This is a genomic window from Actinotignum timonense, from assembly GCF_002860685.3.
GTDB classification, from domain to species: domain Bacteria; phylum Actinomycetota; class Actinomycetes; order Actinomycetales; family Actinomycetaceae; genus Actinotignum; species Actinotignum timonense.
The window spans coordinates 591,127-607,543 of the sequence record NZ_CP136960.1 but is presented as its reverse complement, the minus strand read 5'-3'; the positions used below and the strand labels follow the sequence as shown (position 1 = coordinate 607,543).

Annotated in this window: 12 protein-coding genes and 1 tRNA gene; 4 read left to right on the top strand and 9 right to left on the bottom strand. The window is 57.6% G+C overall.

The annotated features are described in order from the left end of the window. Positions 1–261: 261 nt before the first annotated feature. Together CYJ17_RS02530 and CYJ17_RS02525 are read right to left on the bottom strand one after the other, a co-directional pair. Positions 262–1,197 (bottom strand): Abi family protein, encoded by a 936-nt coding sequence (locus CYJ17_RS02530; protein WP_087070113.1) that lies wholly within the window; start codon positions 1,195–1,197, stop codon positions 262–264. Positions 1,198–1,345: 148 nt separating this feature from the next. Beyond that, on the bottom strand, positions 1,346–2,176 hold the full coding sequence (locus tag CYJ17_RS02525; RefSeq protein ID WP_101595796.1) for a ribonuclease H family protein: 831 nt from the start codon (positions 2,174–2,176) through the stop codon (positions 1,346–1,348). 181 nt (positions 2,177–2,357) lie between these two features. On the opposite strand from CYJ17_RS02525, the gene CYJ17_RS02520 reads away from it, so the two are divergent. The 4 genes from CYJ17_RS02520 (at position 2,358) to CYJ17_RS02505 (ending at position 6,204) form a co-directional block, all read left to right on the top strand. Further along, positions 2,358–3,239 (top strand): macro domain-containing protein, encoded by an 882-nt coding sequence (locus tag CYJ17_RS02520; protein ID WP_087070115.1) that lies wholly within the window; start codon positions 2,358–2,360, stop codon positions 3,237–3,239. Beyond that, the gene (locus CYJ17_RS02515; protein ID WP_087070116.1) at positions 3,239–4,357 is read left to right on the top strand and encodes a DsbA family protein; all 1,119 of its coding nucleotides are present in this window, start codon (positions 3,239–3,241) and stop codon (positions 4,355–4,357) included. Before CYJ17_RS02520 ends, CYJ17_RS02515 begins: the two co-directional genes overlap by 1 nt. A gap of 384 nt (positions 4,358–4,741) precedes the next feature. After that, complete coding sequence (locus tag CYJ17_RS02510; RefSeq protein ID WP_087070117.1) at positions 4,742–5,461, top strand: ABC transporter ATP-binding protein; 720 nt, start codon at positions 4,742–4,744, stop codon at positions 5,459–5,461. Further along, positions 5,458–6,204: an ABC transporter permease gene (locus tag CYJ17_RS02505; protein WP_087070118.1), complete on the top strand. Its 747-nt coding sequence runs from the start codon at positions 5,458–5,460 to the stop codon at positions 6,202–6,204. Before CYJ17_RS02510 ends, CYJ17_RS02505 begins: the two co-directional genes overlap by 4 nt. An 80-nt stretch (positions 6,205–6,284) precedes the next feature. On the opposite strand, the gene CYJ17_RS02500 is transcribed toward CYJ17_RS02505, so the two are convergent. The 7 genes from CYJ17_RS02500 to CYJ17_RS02470 all read right to left on the bottom strand — a co-directional run bounded on the left by CYJ17_RS02500 (position 6,285) and on the right by CYJ17_RS02470 (position 16,355). Then, complete coding sequence (locus CYJ17_RS02500; RefSeq protein ID WP_087070119.1) at positions 6,285–8,654, bottom strand: hypothetical protein; 2,370 nt, start codon at positions 8,652–8,654, stop codon at positions 6,285–6,287. Positions 8,655–8,656: 2 nt separating this feature from the next. Then, positions 8,657–9,325, bottom strand: coding sequence for an ATP-binding cassette domain-containing protein (locus CYJ17_RS02495; protein ID WP_087070120.1), 669 nt, complete (start codon positions 9,323–9,325; stop codon positions 8,657–8,659). A gap of 78 nt (positions 9,326–9,403) precedes the next feature. Beyond that, positions 9,404–9,757, bottom strand: a complete 354-nt coding sequence (locus CYJ17_RS02490) for a hypothetical protein (protein WP_143231820.1) — start codon at positions 9,755–9,757, stop codon at positions 9,404–9,406. 322 nt (positions 9,758–10,079) lie between these two features. Beyond that, entirely contained in the window at positions 10,080–10,988 is a 909-nt protein-coding gene (locus CYJ17_RS02485) for a LysR family transcriptional regulator (protein WP_268760136.1), read from the bottom strand. Positions 10,989–11,218: 230 nt separating this feature from the next. Beyond that, positions 11,219–14,212: an Ig-like domain-containing protein gene (locus CYJ17_RS02480; protein WP_145989828.1), complete on the bottom strand. Its 2,994-nt coding sequence runs from the start codon at positions 14,210–14,212 to the stop codon at positions 11,219–11,221. Positions 14,213–14,239: 27 nt separating this feature from the next. Further along, positions 14,240–15,664: an IS3 family transposase gene (locus CYJ17_RS02475; protein ID WP_087069845.1), complete on the bottom strand. Its 1,425-nt coding sequence runs from the start codon at positions 15,662–15,664 to the stop codon at positions 14,240–14,242. A 604-nt stretch (positions 15,665–16,268) separates the two neighbouring features. Beyond that, positions 16,269–16,355, bottom strand: a tRNA-Leu gene (locus tag CYJ17_RS02470). Positions 16,356–16,417: the final 62 nt, after the last annotated feature.

Below are 16,417 nucleotides of genomic sequence, written 5' to 3'. Positions count from 1 at the left end.
ATCTTGGATCAGAAAGAAAGGAGAACCTAGCGGCGCTTACGTCCGCTAGACCCTCCTTGGACATGATGGGAGACCTTGTTCCCACCTTCTGCGCGTTCAATATTACCCAAGAATCCAGCAAATATCTCCTAGATTTTGCTGTAGTGGAACCTTCCCTACCACCACGTCAATTCCGGCATTCCCGTGAAGAACTCAAGGTGCTTTCACTGTGAGTAATTCAGCGCTCCACCTATTCATCAATCCCATCATCTAGGAACGTCATCATTGCCGCCATAACGTGAGTTCCTGCCATTTGTTCGGTGCCCCCATATGGCTTATAGGTACGGTGACCACATCGGGATACGTTGCTAATACAGCTGGTAAAAGGTCTCTATCTCCAATATTGAGCACCCCCAGCAAGTACTGAATCAAGGTGAGCTGACCGAAGCAGCGACTGGCCGCTGCCCGAACAACATCCAGTTCAGGGTGCACTCCAACCTTTGGAAAACGCGGTTTGAGGGTAAAGACGCGATTGAAAATACGCGCATGGTGAGCGGAATAGTTGCGCATGATATTCAGCGTTTTAATCCATGATGTGAATTGGACTAATGTCAGTCCGGCTCGGGCCGCAATAAGATTACGCACGGTAATCGGCGAGAGTTCGTACAGGTGAGTAAGCAATCCCCACCCCATGATCTCCACACCAGCCCAAATGGGAAGCTCACCGCCGTACTTGCGTCGGTGATGTTCGACAAAATCTTCACGCGATCCCGATAGCTCTTTGTCATATCTGGCACGCCACGCCAAATACTGGCCGGAAGGTGCTGTACGCGAATTTTTCTGGTGGGCCAACGGGCCTAACAGTTCAGGATGTAAATGAATAAGTGGGTCGATGCGGCCCAGTTCGTGACCAAGCATTGATCGCAATGCAAGCTCAATGGTGGTGAGACAAGAGAAAACGGCAGATCGTAAACGTTCGTCAAAGTTGTAAACCTCCACGACATCATGGAAGCTAGTACCAGGAACGAAATCATCTAGGCGTTGATTCTTTTTATCGGACGGTTGCCTGAATGAATACCAATAGCCCGATAAACGATAATAATTCACCCGTTCCAAAACAAAACGCGCGTATGCAGGATCGTCAATACGCATGCCACGAGAGCACAATAGGGCTATCTGGTCGCCATGCGTTTTGAATACTTTCGTTGCCTGAGTCATGTTCGCTCCTGTGCTTCCATGCTCGGTGAAGAAAACGAGGACCGGCCCTGGACTGCTCCGGGGAGCAGCGGTACCGGTCTTGGTGAGATAACTCTACCAGATCATCAAGAAAACGCAAGCCCGGATTCCGAACGGAAACTACGCGCGGTTAGCCGCGGCGGGAGAATTCGCGGGAGCGGGCGACGGCGAGGGAGTCCACCAGCTCGTTGGCGGCGTCGCCGGCGTGGCCCTTGACCCACTCCACTTCGGTGCGGCCGGTGCGGGCCTCGTAAAGATTAAGGAGGCGCTCAACGAGATCGCGGTTCTTCACCGGTTTGCCGTCCGCCTTCTTCCAGCCCTTCGCGCGCCAGCCGCGCGCCCATTTCGTCATCACATTAATGACGTATTGCGAATCAGCGCGAATAAGCAGCGGCGCCTGGGCACCGTGCTGGGCCGCCACATATTCCAAGCCCTCGATAAGCGCCGTCAGCTCCATAATATTATTCGTGGTGCGGGCCGCGCCTCCACTGTTCCGCGCCCCGCTGAGCTGCTCCACCCAGGCCCAGCCGCCCGGCCCCGGATTACCCGAGCACGCCCCATCGGTGGCGAGCACCGCGGCAAAACCCGGGCGGGGGCTGCCGACCGGGCTACCGCCACCGGCCGGCTGGGCCGGAGCGGGGCTGGCTGCGGCGTCGTCGTACCCCTCAACCTCTTCATCCACGCCCGCGAGCGGCAACACACCCTGCACCTCGTTATCCACAGGCTCCGCAGCGCCGGTGCCGCTCGCATCGGTATCCACAACCGCGCGCAGCAAGCGCTCAGAATCCGCGTGCCACAGCGCCCCGCTTTCGCGCCCCACATCAGCTAAACCGTGGCGGGAAGCGAGCGGCGAGGGCGCGGCGCCGTCGGCCAAACCTAAAAGTTCGAGGGCGGCGAGGGTAGTGAAGGTATCCGTGCCGCAACGTTCGGCCAATTCAGCGGTTGTTAACCAGGTTGTCATAGCTTTAGGTTAGCGTGCCGGGCGGCGCGGCCACGCATTCCCCGGGGATACCGCGAAGTTATCCACAGGGGCGGGCGCGGGCGCACGCGGCCACGGGCCCTGTGCATACGCGCACGAAAACCGTTTCTGCCCGGTACCCTTGTACTAGGGAACCCTGTTCGGACCCAGAATAAGGAGAATAATGCTCAACCTAGCTGAATATCGCGACGCCCTGAAGCTCGACGACGAGTGGCCCGCGCCCGCCGCCTCGAAGCGCACCGACCGGGAACTTTTTGAGATTGCCTTCGGCGGCCTGGAAGGCAACCTGGCGAAAATGACCGACCGGGAGCTCTTCACCGAACTCAACCACCGCCTCATCCAGCGCGATCCTGAAGAAGTCAGCGAGGAGGTCTCGCGCGCGATTGACGTGCTGCTGTACCGGCTGTCCGGCTACCTGGGGCGCACCGAGGCCCGCCACCTGGCTCGTATTTCTGACATGATGCCGGAATCCGAATACCCCGCCCGCGACAAGACCGTGATGTGGCGCGGGGATGCGCGGGAACTCGTGGTGGACGCGGTGATCAACGGGGCGCGCCCCAATCTGCTGGGCTACCGCGATTACAATAAGCCCTCCATTGACCAGGCGATTCACGGCCAGGCCGGACCGTGGCTGCGCAATGATTGCGCCACGCTGTACTCGATGTCGGATCGCGAACTGGAACCGGGCGAAGCGGCGCTCACTCGCGGGTATCGCCTGCCGGCGCGCTACGTGCTCCACACCCTGCCGCCCACGGTGGAAGGTGAGGTCACGGATGCGGATCGCGCGGCGCTGGCCAGCTGCTACACTCGCTGCCTCGACCTGGCGTCAGAAAAGGGCGATATTACTTCGGTGTCCTTCTGCTCGCTGGCCACCGGCCATTCGCATTTCCCCTTCGCGGAAGCCACGCGGATCGCGCTGGATACCGTGGCGCAGTGGCTGCACCAGAATCCGCGCTCGAATGTGAATCTGGTGGTCTTTGATATCTTCGCTGATGAAGATGCGGAACATTTCGTGCGCACGATTGAGCGCTGGGTGGAGGAATAATGAGCCAGGGAACTCCTGACTCCGTGGATCGCGGCCAATCTGGGTTCCAGGGTCAGTACGGTACGCCCGCAGCGGCGGGTTCGGGTGCGGGCGTGGGCCCGGATCCGAGCGTCGGCGCAGCCGCGGGCGCTGGTACCGGCCCGGCTTCTGGCACGGGCGCTGCTACCGGCGCCGCCCCGGCGTGGCCGCCTTCCACACCTCCCGCACCTGCTGGGGAAGAAGAACAGCATCCCAGCAGCCGCGGGTTCTGGGTGATGATCACCGTGCTGGCGATTATTGCCCTGGTGGTTTTCGCGGTGCTGCTTACCCTCGGTTCGTCCAACGGGCGTTTCGGGGGCAGCGCCGCACCGCATCCCACCGCAACCGCCACCGCGCCGGCCGCCCCCGGCGCAGGGCAAGGCACTCCGGGCCAGGGCGGACTGAACACCACGCCCGGCCCCGTTGAGACGCGCTACACCCAGCTCGCCACGGATCGCGGTTGGGTGGCCGGGCAGGATTACATTCCCACCCAGCCCGATGAGATTCGCACCCAGCTCCAGGCCCTGCCGCAGCTGGAAACTGCCTCCGGGCAAACCGCCGGGGACCCGAAGGCCCCCGTGCACGTGACGATCTACTCCGATTACGCCTGCAGTTTCTGCAATAAACTCCACGCCGAATCCGTGCCGCAGCTCCTGGAGCTGGCCAATAAGGGCGATATTTACCTCGCGTACGTGCAGGTCCCGATTTTCAAGGACACCGTGTCCAGTGATCGCGCAGCCGCCGCCGCGCACGCGGCTGGATTGCAAGGCAAGTTCTGGGAGTATTCTTCTCTTCTTTTCGACGGCGCAGCTGCCGCCGGCCACGACCCTGACAAAGCACCGTCGATGTTCTCCGATGAAAACCTCGATGCTTACGCCACCCAACTGGGCTTGGACGTGGAAGCTTTCCGGGCCGCGCGTGACAGCGCGGAAACCACCAGCTTCATTGCCGCCCAGGAATCCTTGGGGCTAGAAACCCTCGGCCTGCGCGGCACCCCCGCGATTATTATCAACGGCACCGCGAGCACCGGCTACCAGCCGCTCACCGCGATCACCAATACGATTGAGCTGGAAAAAGCGCTGGTAGACGCGGCGAGTTAACGGGTTCCGCGGAGCTAATAGCTTCGGCGGGCTAAACTGCACAACCGGCCGAAGCGCCTCGGCGGGCTAAACCAAGCTACACTTAACGAACGCATCATAAACAACTGATAGAAAACGGAGTATCCGTGGTACGTGCCCGACGCTAAGCCCTCCCTTTCCGGCGAGGCCGCGCTCTAGTAATACACGGCGTCTTGGTGACTAACCGAGACGCTCCGTTTGGGCACCTTTATTCCTGGTATCCCAGTATCTCATTATCGAGCACCGCTATATTCGCGCCCCGCACCGGCGCCACTTGCGCCCGGCGCCTCTGCGCTCTGCGGACTCGGCCTCTCCGGTATGCACATTCACTAAGGCAGTCTTTGCATATTTTGGAGGTAAGCGTTCATGGATACCCCTATCCTCAAAGCTATCGGGGTAGAAAAAATCTACCCGAAGAAATCAACACCGGCCCTGACCGGGGTGAATCTTGCCCTGCACCCGGGCGAACTGGTCGCCGTTATCGGCCATAACGGAGCGGGAAAATCCACGCTCTTCGATATTCTGGGCGGGCTCATCAAGCCCACCCGCGGCACGGTCACCAATTCGGTGGCCGAAAGCGCTATCGGCTGGTGCCCGCAGCGCGAAATTATCGACTGGTCCCTCACCGTGACGCAGAATATTCTGCTGGGCCTCGACCTACGGGTAGGCCGCTGGCATCGCCGCGCTGATATTGAGGGCGTTGCGGAGGTTCTGGGCCTCTCGCAGCTCCTTGACCGCACCGCGGAAACCCTCTCCGGCGGGGAATTGCGCCGCACCCAAATCGCCCGCGCAATTATCGGTAACCCCAGCCTCATGATTCTGGACGAGCCAACCACCGGCCTGGATCCCGCCGGCATCGACACCGTGTTCAGCTACCTGCGCTCCCGGGTGACGGAAGGGCGAACCGTGCTGGTGAGCACGCACGAAACCTCGAAGTTTTCCGAGTACTGCACCCGCGTTATCGCTCTGCGCGGCGGTCGCATTATTGCCGATATGCCGGCCGCGCGGTTCATGGCCCACTGCCCCGGAAGCACCGACCTCTGGGAAGCCCTCAAAGCATACGAAGAAGGAACCCCGCTCCCATGAAAAAATCACTTATTCTCACGAAGTACCATATTGCTTCCCTGTGGAATTGGCGCGGCGTTTACCTCGGCCGCATTGTCGAGCCGCTGGCATATTTCGTTTTTCTGGTTGTCGGCATTTCCGGGATGCTCGGTAACGCCCAGAGCGGGAGCTACCTCAGCTACGCCTTCACGGGCATCGTCTGCCTGCTCACGTTCCGCGCTTTCGGCTACGCCTCTTCCGACGTCGCCAATGACAGAAAGTGGGGCGTCTACGCGATTTTCATGATGCAGGGCGGGAAGGTGTGGACCTATCTCGCCTCGATTTTCGCGGTGATTTCCCTCGTGTTCCTCGTGCAAGTCGCCGCGGTCACGCTAGCTTACCTGGGTCTTTCGTTCGCGGGCGGAACTAGCGTAAACGCCACCGCGCTCCTTTCGGGAACGTTCATCGCGCTCCTCGTTGTGTGGGGCTGGGTGAGCCTCGGCGCGGCGGTAGGTGCCCTGGTGAATAGCTACGCGGCGCGCGATATGCTCGCCACATTCACCACGCTGCCGGTGGTCCTCTCCGCCCCGCTGTTCTACGAGCTCAGCTCCGCGCCCACGTACCTCCAGGTCATCGCGCGCTGCAACCCGCTCACGTATCACGTGCAGTGGATGCGCGCACCGGCGGCTGCGGATGTTGTGTACGCACTTCTCTGGGTTGGAACGACGACGGCGCTAGCCCGCTACGCCCTCAGCCGCGCAGATAGGCTCAGCTCCGAGCGGTAACCTCCCCGGCCCGGCGGCGCGGGCATTCACGAATGCGCACTAGACCACGCGCCTCGCGCAGCGAGCGCTGCGCCGCCGGGCTACCCCTTCCGTACTGGATCGTGCTTCCGCACAGCCCAATGCAGCGCGGGCAACGCGAAGAGGATACTGACCAACACAACTATCCACAGCAAACCATAATCGTGGTGCACGATAGCGGGAGTGAATGGCAATCGGTCCATAACCACCAGCCTGCCCATGACCGCAGCTGCCGCGACCGTCACAACATAGGATCCCAATAGCGGAGCGATAAGCCTGACTCGGGCGCGGATACCGCCTCCGCCCAAGTCAATCAAACGCCGCTCAATTGCTTGATCAGAGACAATAGCAATCGTCATGCTGCAGAGCACGATTCCCGCTGTAAGGAGTGCTACGAGGACCCGAGTTATCGCCTCTGCTCGCAGCTGTCTGTCCTCCGGAGCATCCGGATCGGTAACAAAGGCGAAAGGCGCCTGCGTCAAAATCGTTGAACGGACACCGTCCCGAATGTCATCAGATAGCTCGCCAAAGCCAAAAATTGTGATGCGGAAAAGGCTGGGATCCGTGAGCCCGATCTGACTGACTAACGGATCATCGGGAGCCAAAATAAGCCCGCGGAAAACGTTGTTACTCAGCTTCTCGTCTGGAATAACGTTATCCACAACCCACATGTTGGTGACCGTTGGATCAGATGCGCTGAATTCAACGACAACCACTTTTCCGTCCGGGCTGACCATATGCGCCGGCGCGTGATTGACAAAATCGCGGTCTTTCATATTTCCGGAAGCGAGAAAAACACCGTCCATATCGATCCGGTTACATTTATCCAAGCGTGCGCCAATATCGAGGCAATCCGCACCGTCCAAGGTCACCAAGCGGTACATTCGTTCCCCATTTTCAGGTTCGCCAAAAATACTTGTCTGGGTCGCGATCTCCGGGAAACGCGACTTCAGACTCACCACCGAGGCTTTCGAGGCATAGGCTACTTGCAAATAGCTGTCTTCACCGGCAATCTCCCGTGTGATCCAGTTATTTTGGAGGGCGACGGCGCTACTGAAAAGCGCGGCCGAGTAACTCGTAACAAAAACTAATCCGAGGGCAACCAGCGCAACCTTATGCAAGCGCGCACTGAGCTTCGCGAAAATGGTGCGCCGCTGGAAAGCGAGCGCAAGATAATAGCCCAATGCCGGGATGGATAATGCTCCCGACACCAGCGCGAGCTGATGCCCCCAGGGCAGAATATAAAGCTGCCGGCAGGCGATGAAAACCGCGGTTACCGCCAGTCCGCACACCCCTAAGATCCCGAGCTTTCGGTAGGAGAGTTCTTCGTAGTAGTCACGCCGCTGCCACCTGTGAGCAAATAGCGTTGCGGCCGCACTCACGAATGTGGCAAGAACAAAGAGCAGCAATAAAACAACGGACCCTTGCGCGACATCTGCGGTAAATGGTCCGGTCCATCTTTCTTCATAAAAAACGCCAACCCGTTCCGCACTACCAGCAACAATCAGTTGGGTTACCGTCCACCCGATCATCCCACCGATCACCATGGTGAGCCCGGTCGATAATGATGCATGGAAGGCCGCATTGAACGGGGATTCGCCAAGCGACCGAAGAACATTATGGACAGAACGGCGCCGCTGCCTATCAGCTGCAAAAACCGCGAAAACAACAGCGCACACAACAAATACCCCGACAAACCACGCGACATAGGCCGGGATGACCTGGTAGGCTATCGCGTTCTCGGAAGCGCGATGCGCTACCCTATCAGGCGTTGCCACCTGCGCCTGGCCTTGCCCGAGTTCGTCCGCAAGCGGCATGAGCGGATCATCCGTCAGCCACGAATCCGCTCTTCCCAAAATCTCCGTGCTATCAGTGACCGCTATGACGGTGTGGTCGCGAATAGAAGCCGGATTTTCGATTATCCCAACCACGCGAAATGTTGCAGGAGAATTTTTCCCTTCTCCTTCAAGATCCGCGAGGGCGATATCTCCGCCTAGCTCTATGTCGAGAAGACGGGCAACCTCGCTACTCACTGCAACCTCGCCCGCAGAAGCCGGGTGGTTTCCCGCGATTAACATGCCCATGTCCCCCTGACCGCTCAGGTAAGTAACATCGGCCGTTGTTGCGGCATCATCAGTTTGGCCCTGTCGGGCCAAGATATTTGCGCGAGAGTGGATAACAGCAACGGCTTTTCCGTTGCTTTCGAGCTCTCTTAGATAATCTTTGACATTTTCATTTCCGGAAACTCGCTGCGCATACGAACCAAATGATGCCCGCGCTTGGCGGATCTGAACCTGATTGTGCGCATTGAAGAATGTACCCAGACTTGCTGCAATCATCGTAAGAAGAATCGCCACAATAAGGGTATACAAAGCGCGCCGCGGTTGATCAACCAGCATTTTCCAGACGAGGCGAACGCGTTGCTTTCCCATGGTCACCTCTCTACGACAAGCCGATGATCCCGAATACGCACCACGTGATCGGTGTGCCGGGCGAAAGCCTCGTCGTGGGTACCCGCTATGACCGTTAAGCCTTCAGAGTGCGCAAGATCGGAGAGTAACGTAGCTATGCTCGCAGTGTTATCAGCATCGAGGGCACCGGTGGGTTCATCGGCAAGAAGAAGCAGTGGCTGCCCACTAACAGCGCGCGCGATGGCGACGCGTTGTTGTTCGCCCCCGGAAAGCGTGTCTACCCGGCGGTTTTTGGAGGTTTCCAATCCAATCCGGGCAAGAAGTTCTTGTGCGTGTGTGCGATCTGCAGGAGTAGCTTTACCGGCAGCTATTTCTCTTGCTAATAAGATATTCTCGATCGGGCTTAGGAATGGCACCAGCAGATAATCTTGGAAAATTTGCCCAATCAATCGTGAGCGCAGTTCTGGAATATCAATGTTTTCCAGGTTTCCTTCCCCGATGCTTATCGTTCCTGCTCCAGGAACCAGCTGCTTAGAGAGTAAGCGAAATAATGTTGTTTTCCCAGAGCCGGACGGCCCCATGAGGCTATAAAATTTACCCTTCTCAAAAGCCACGGACGCATTCTGGAAAATAACCCGGGTTTCGTTCCGAGAAGTGTAGGAAAAACTCAGATCCTCAATGCGAATTCCCATATTCCCTCCCCGATTGGTAGGAAGAATATCCCGGTGGGCGAAGTAAACATAACGCCCACCGGGATCATCTACTGAATTTTATCGACGTGCGTAATCAACACGGGCGTCACGGGGCCACCCCTTCATTGTCGATGACCATCCGAGAGTACGATAAACGGTGTTAGTAGCGGTAAACCATTTCGAATGAAAATCCGGAGCGATAGCAATATCAAGGGTTACACGAGCTTTTGTGTCGGCATTCAACGAATAGCACTTGCCCGCACCGAGAGTATACCCAACCCCATTTTCAAGCCATGCCTGGCAGTTTCCTCCCAACGCTTGAGCGCCAGTGCTCGGCAGCGATAGCACTCCGGCAATCGCAATGATGCCAGCGATAAGCACCCGCTTAGTTTTACTTTTTCGAATCGGCTGATGTTCCATAAGGTTTGACATGTTTCCTCCTCCAAGTACCTCATTGAACTTGTAGCATCCCATCACATCTTCATCGAATTATGATGTTATTTACAGCTTAACAAATACGGTCCATTAAATGCAACACTCGGAATTAGTGCTACTAACTTTAACCCGGCGACCCAAGCAATAGGATAAGCCGAGAGGCACGGAAAGCAGGCTCATGCGCCACACATAAGCCTCTCCTAGGTTGAATTGGTCGAAGCTTCGGCGGAGTCCGCACCCATTCAGCGTATACAGCAGGAGCCGCCCGCGTAGCGAACGGCCCCAGATACTCCTTCAACATCGTGGTTGATGAGTGATGTCAATCTACCATGCGAAAGGCTGCCCGGGCTGTTTCTACGAATACCTCACCAGCCCGCCCCAGGCGTGCTTGCTTGCTCCACGCCAACACACACCGCAAACCAACAAGCCAATCAAGGGGCACAAACACCAAACCAGAACCACCACCAGAATTCGCGGCCCCGATCATACCCGCGTTCTCCGCAACGGCATTCTCCAAGACGATAGCCTCACCAACCCCAGCCTCAACCAGCCGGCAAGCCACCCGCCCAGACCCATACCGGCCCACCACATCCAACTGGTTTTCCTTATCCAACCAATACCCCAACTCCCGACTACCCTCGCTCGGTAACACCAACGCCCGCTTCGTAATATCCGCACGCCGCACAGACTCGCGCCCCGCCACATCACTACCAGCCCTAACCAGGAGTCCCCACCGGTCCTCACCCGGCAACGCCAGTGTCTCCCACGACTCACACTCCCACGAGGCATCCAACACCGCGAAAGACGCCCCGCCCTCGGCAAGCATGCGAGCCGCTTGCTCCCGCCCACAAGCCCGCAACTCAAAACTAATCCCCGGATACTCCTGCCTCACCCGCCCCATCACAGTCGCGAGACTCTCCAGAGCACTAGACTCGCGTCCCACAATCACAATCCTGCCCTGTGGGTCATCCACCGCATCCCTTATCTCGCTCACGGTTTTATCCACAAGCCCAAGAATCTGGATAGAACGCTCAACCAAGAGCCAGCCCGCAGCCGTGAGCTCGCTACCCCGCCCGGCCCTCTGGGTGAGCCGGTAACCGACTTCTTCTTCTAATAACTGGATACGTTTCACAACCGCCGCGGTGGTACACCCACACTGGCGGGCTACCGCGTCCATTGTCCCAAGCCTCGAATACGATACGAGGGTTTCTAATAACTCAAGCCTCACCACAACACCCGTCTTCTAACACCACAAAAGCCACCCGCCCACACGACCTACACGCGTTCACTACAAAATGGGGAAACTACGCCGTCCCCACCCGCCCCAGCGCAAGCAAAACTGCACACCCCGCGCAATGGAAATAAGTAGGGGTGGTAGGTAAACCAGTTTCGTACATTCACCTACCACCCCCAGCCCCTACACATTGGCGGGGCTAGCCGATATGGCTCTTATTTTGTTTAGTTACGACGACGCCGCCAAACACTCAGCCCACCAGCCAACACAAGCAGACCAGCCAGGCCAGCCAGGCCCGTCGTATGAGCACCAGTCACCGGCAGGGCCTTAGTGCTGGTTTTGGGTTTGCCGATCTTCACGGTAAACGAATCCAATTCTTTACCCTCACCATCGCTGACCGTGATGGTGATCTTCTCACCAGGCTTCGCCCCTTCATTCGGGGTAACCGTGATAGACCCATCCGGGTTCAAGACCGCGCTGCCCGGGCCGTTCACGGTAACCGTACTACCGGGCGGTACATCCCCGCCCTTATTCGGCACGTCAACCTTCTTACCCGGGCCAGTCAGGCTATCGTCCCAATCCGGGGCCGGGGCCGGCTCCGTAATCGTCACGGTGATGTTATCGAGGGGGTTGCCTACCTTATCGACAACCTTGACCGTGATCTTTTCACCAGGTACCGCACCCTCATTCGGGGTGACAGTAATCGAGCCGTCAGGGTTCAACACCGCGGTACCCGGACCAGTAACCTGGGTTGTCGTGCCCTCAGGAACCTCACCCTTCTTCTTTTCAACAGTTACCGGGGTGCCTGGGGTCGTGGTCGTATCATCCCAATCGGGTGTATCAATCACCTTCACAGGCACAGTAACCACCGGCTTATCGGGGGTGGGGTATTTAGGTGTCGCCTCGATAGGCGGGGTCAGCAGACCGGGCGTCTTGCCCTCAGGGATAGTGATGGTGACCTTGCAATCCTTATCCACCGTAATGGTCACTCCGTCAGCGCGGGTTACCGGGCCGGTGGGTTCGCATTGGGCGGGGTTATCGGGCCCGTTAATCGGATCAATAGTCACGCTACCGTTCGGGGGAACAGGTGTCGGATCCGGATACGTGGGTACGCCGGTACCGGCCATACACACCTTTACCTCGTCCTCGTTCATATCCCGAACCTGAGACTCAGTCTTAGTAGTAGCATTCTCCGGATCCAGAACCCACTTCTTCGAGACACTGTCCCACTTATACGGCGTGGTTGTCACAGTCCTGGTCTGAGTGACTTTACGGGTAGTGCAGTCTTTTGCACCATCCTCGGCCGAGTCAGTCCATTCGGTTTCTTCAACCTTGAGGCCGGGGTTTACGGTGCATTCTTGCAGCTCGCTATCTGTCATATCCCGAACCTGAGACTCAGTGCTAGTTACAGCCTTCTCAGTATCAGCCACCCACTCCTTGCTAGTGGCATCCCACTTATACGGGGTTGTGGTGACCGTGCGAGACTGCTTGACCTTACCGGTCTGGCAGTCCTTAGCGCCCTCATCAGTCGAGTCGACCCATTCGGTGGTCTTTACATCATCGGCGGGTGCGGGCGTGCATACCTGAAGCTCACTGTCGGTCATATCCCGGGTCTGGGTTTCCGTGCCGGTCACGGCCTTGTCGGTATCCGCAACCCACGTCTTGGTAGCCGCATCCCACTTATAGGGCGTGGTCGTCACGCTGCGTGACTGCTTGACCTTACCAGCCGCGCAGTCCTTAGCACCCTCATCAGTCGAGTCGGTCCACTCACCGTTGTCGATCTTGTCGGCAGGCTTGGGGGTACAGACCTGAAGCTCAGCGTCACTCATGTCACGAGTCTGGGTCTCAGTCACGGTTACCGCGTTCTCAGTGTCCAGCACATACTCATGAGCCACGGTATCCCACTTGTAGGGAGTGGTCGTCTTCGAGCGAGTCTGAGTCACCTTACCCGTAGCGCAATCCTTCGCACCCTCATCGGTAGAATCCACCCACTGGGTGGTATCGACTTTGTCGGCGGGGCGAATCGCACACGCCATAAGCTCCACGTCAGTCATGGGCCGGGTTTGAGTCTCAGACTCAACCTTCACCTTATCCGCATCCAAAACCCAGGTCTTGGTAGCGGTGTCCCACTTATACGGGGTTGTGGTCTTGGTACGGGTCTGAGTCACCTGTTTGGTCGCGCAGTTCTTCGCATCGCTACCGGTCCCGTCCACCCACTCGGCCGTATCTACCTTATCGGCGGGCTTGGGGGTACAAACCTGAAGCTCACTATCGGTCATAGCACGCGTCTGAGTTTGGGTTTCAACCTTCGCGTTGTCCGGGTCGGCAACCCATTGCTTTCCGGCCGGATCCCACTTGTGCGGGGTCGTGGTCACGGTGCGAGTCTGCGTCACCTGCTTCGTGTCACAATTCTTGGCATTCTGATCGGTTGCATCCTCCCAGGCGACCTCAGTCACTACAGGTTCCGGGGCGGGTGTACGTACATACACGCTAATCGGGGTAGCCTCACTGAACTCAACTTGTCCGTTACCGGCCGTGTTGAAGACACCCGCGGTAAACGACGTATTCACGTCACCCACGCTATTGGCAATGACGCTCACGGGCAGGGTGCCGGTCGCAGTCGAAGCCAGCGTACCGGTAGAAACCTTCAACCCAGTCACGCCCGCAAGAGCGGCGGTCTCGGTCGGGCACGCAGCCCAAGTCAGGGTATTACCGGACTTGTCCGCCTCAAGGGCAGTCGCTACCGCAGTACGGTCTTGGGTCGTGCATTGGGCGCTCGCGCCTTCAGACGGGGCACCAACCGATACCAGGGTTACGTTACCCGGCACCTGCCACACCAGCTCACCCGTGGCATCACCGGTGGTGGCGTTACCCCACGAGAGCGTCAACGGAATACTCGCGGCACCGTTCTCCAGCGTCACGACGTTGTCAGGGGCACTGGTTGAGACAGACGCGGTGGCCTGCTCAACCAGACCCGTGGTGAAGGAGATCCTCTTAGAGCGACGTACCTCGCTCAGCGGCTGTTGAGGCGAATCCAGGATGACCTTCGTGGTCCCGGTCTGCGGGGACTTAGCCATGACCTGGGCCTGCACTACATAGTTCGGGGCACCATCCACCACCGGGAAGGTGACAGTATCCCCAGGAACCGAGCAATCCTCACGGTTCACACCATCAGCCGCGGCGGTCAGGGTGCCGGCGCCGGGATTGGTGACTTTCAAACACGCCGGAAGGGGGCTGCGGACTGTTTATTGGACATTATCGCTTAAAACCGCTTGACGATGCTCCACAATCGTTAAACCATCGAACTTCAAGGTAATACGCTTCTGGTTATAGAAGAACATATACTCGTCTATCGCCTCGCATAACTCATCGGTTGTAGCCCACTTCTTCCCGTGATAAATCTCGGTTTTCATCCGCCCGAAAAACCCCTCACAAGCAGAATTATCCGGACTACACCCCTTCTTCGACATCGACCGCGTCAACCCGTAACGCCGCGTAAGCTCAATCCAGGACACAGACCGGTAGTGGACTCCCCGATCCGAATGGATCACGAGTGGATGCTCACTCTGGCCGGCTTGTAGCTCGTTTAGACGCTGGTGCGGGAGGGTTGCCAGGGCGTTTTCAAGGGAGGAATCAGCCAACACTGAGGTTGGGTGTAATCCCCTCGTATACGCCACGACTTTCCCGTCATAACAGTCAATAATCGGGGAGAGATAAACCTTCCCGTTAGCTGCGTGGAACTCGCTGATATCCGTGAGCCAAAGCCGTCCGGGCTCATCAGCGTGGAAGTCACGCTCGACTAGGTTTTCCGGTGCCGGGCTGATCTCCCCGCCGTAACTAGAGTACTTCCGGCGTGCTTTGGCATACCTGACCGGGATTTCCTCTTCCCGCATCAAGCGCTGGATGACTTTCTCCGAGACCACATACCCAAGCTTTCTAAGCGCTAAACGGATACGCCGATACCCATACGTATACAAGCCCTCGCGCGCGATCTGAGCGATCAACTCACGCAAGCGAGCATGCTTGTCAGGCCGCTCTAGCTGTTTAGCGGTGTAATAGTACGAGCTTGCCGGCAAATCCAAGGTATCTAAGACCATGGCTAGCGGCGTGGTAGAGCGTAGCTGGTTAGCTACCCGTGTTTTCTCTACCGCTTCACTGCGCCCGCCTGTGCGGGCTTTTCCTTTTTTTGCTAGCTCGAGCTGGGCTTTCAAGACGCGTTTCTGCACGATTAAATCGGCTACAAGAGCACGTAATTCTTCCGGGTCTTGGGGTAGCTGGGCTTCCAGTTGGTGGCGGGTTTTCGCTTTGATCTGGTCGCATTCTTTCTCGTTCATGAGTCCTAGACTGCCTTCCGCATCCCACTTTTTAACCCAAGCATAGATGTTTGTGCAGTTCACGATTCCTAGATCCTGGGCGATAGTGTAGGCGTTTTCCCCGCTGCGGAATCGCTTGCAGGCAGTTACTTTCACGTCCGTTGATATTTTCTGGTTAGGGGCGTGTTTCTTCGGTTTTCTCTGCTCTGGTTTCTCGTTGCTATTCCGGATCCATTTGTAGAGCGTGTCTCGGCCTGGGTAGCCCAGTTTACGGACTGTGGCGGTTACCGATTGCGTGCGTTGGTAGGTGGTGAGGGCTTTACGGATCTGCTCTCTCGTGTACGTACGCTTACTCATTGAACGTTCTCCTTAAAAATCTCTAGGAAACCGTCCGCACCCCCAATGGTGGGTCTTATACCCGGACTTTTCCTTGCTGTAGCAACGAAAAGTCGGCCTTATTGAGGTCGAGCACCTCAATAAGCCTGCTTCCTTGACATCCGTTGCGTGACATGCCTCGACGGAAAACTCGTTCCGTCCGCGTTGCCACGCGACACAGCCACGGGGCGGGCAGAGGTACAGAGTGCGCATTCTGGGCCGTGTAGGCGCCATAGTGCGCGTTAGAGACACGAAATCGGGTGCAAACGGTACTCTCCCTCGCACTTTGTCTGCGTACCCAGTTCGTACGGATCCGAACCGGATCCAAGCCAACGACACGCCGCCATTAGACCCACTTTTGTCTATTAACCCGCCGTCCAGAGTTGAAATCAGGGACCCCGGCGGAGTAAGCGCCGGGGTCCCTGATCGAAAGGAGGTTCCGATGAAAAAGGAACTATCCGATAGCAACTGTACGGCACAACACTGTAGAGCGCAATGGAAAATTGGGGGTAATGCCGGGTAATGTCATTTAGGGCGATATCGCCAAAACCGATATGAGCAAAGCCAGCGGCGCTCATATCAACTGTGGTGCTCAAGGGGGGAGTTGAACCCCCACGCCCTCACGGGCACACGGACCTGAACCGTGCGCGTCTGCCTATTCCGCCACTTGAGCAAGTGCACGTATGAGCTTATCGTCTCATCCCCGATTAGTCCAAGTTTTTGCAGCCCGAATTT

Coding starts and splice junctions, on each gene's coding strand:
- CYJ17_RS02525 (WP_101595796.1), bottom strand. CDS start 2,176: ATGACAACCTGGTTAACAACCGCTGAATTGGCCGAACGTTGCGGCACG.
- CYJ17_RS02505 (WP_087070118.1), top strand. CDS start 5,458: ATGAAAAAATCACTTATTCTCACGAAGTACCATATTGCTTCCCTGTGG.
- CYJ17_RS02490 (WP_143231820.1), bottom strand. CDS start 9,757: ATGTCAAACCTTATGGAACATCAGCCGATTCGAAAAAGTAAAACTAAG.
- CYJ17_RS02510 (WP_087070117.1), top strand. CDS start 4,742: ATGGATACCCCTATCCTCAAAGCTATCGGGGTAGAAAAAATCTACCCG.
- CYJ17_RS02500 (WP_087070119.1), bottom strand. CDS start 8,654: ATGGGAAAGCAACGCGTTCGCCTCGTCTGGAAAATGCTGGTTGATCAA.
- CYJ17_RS02515 (WP_087070116.1), top strand. CDS start 3,239: ATGAGCCAGGGAACTCCTGACTCCGTGGATCGCGGCCAATCTGGGTTC.
- CYJ17_RS02520 (WP_087070115.1), top strand. CDS start 2,358: ATGCTCAACCTAGCTGAATATCGCGACGCCCTGAAGCTCGACGACGAG.
- CYJ17_RS02495 (WP_087070120.1), bottom strand. CDS start 9,325: ATGGGAATTCGCATTGAGGATCTGAGTTTTTCCTACACTTCTCGGAAC.
- CYJ17_RS02475 (WP_087069845.1), bottom strand. CDS start 15,664: ATGAGTAAGCGTACGTACACGAGAGAGCAGATCCGTAAAGCCCTCACC.
- CYJ17_RS02530 (WP_087070113.1), bottom strand. CDS start 1,197: ATGACTCAGGCAACGAAAGTATTCAAAACGCATGGCGACCAGATAGCC.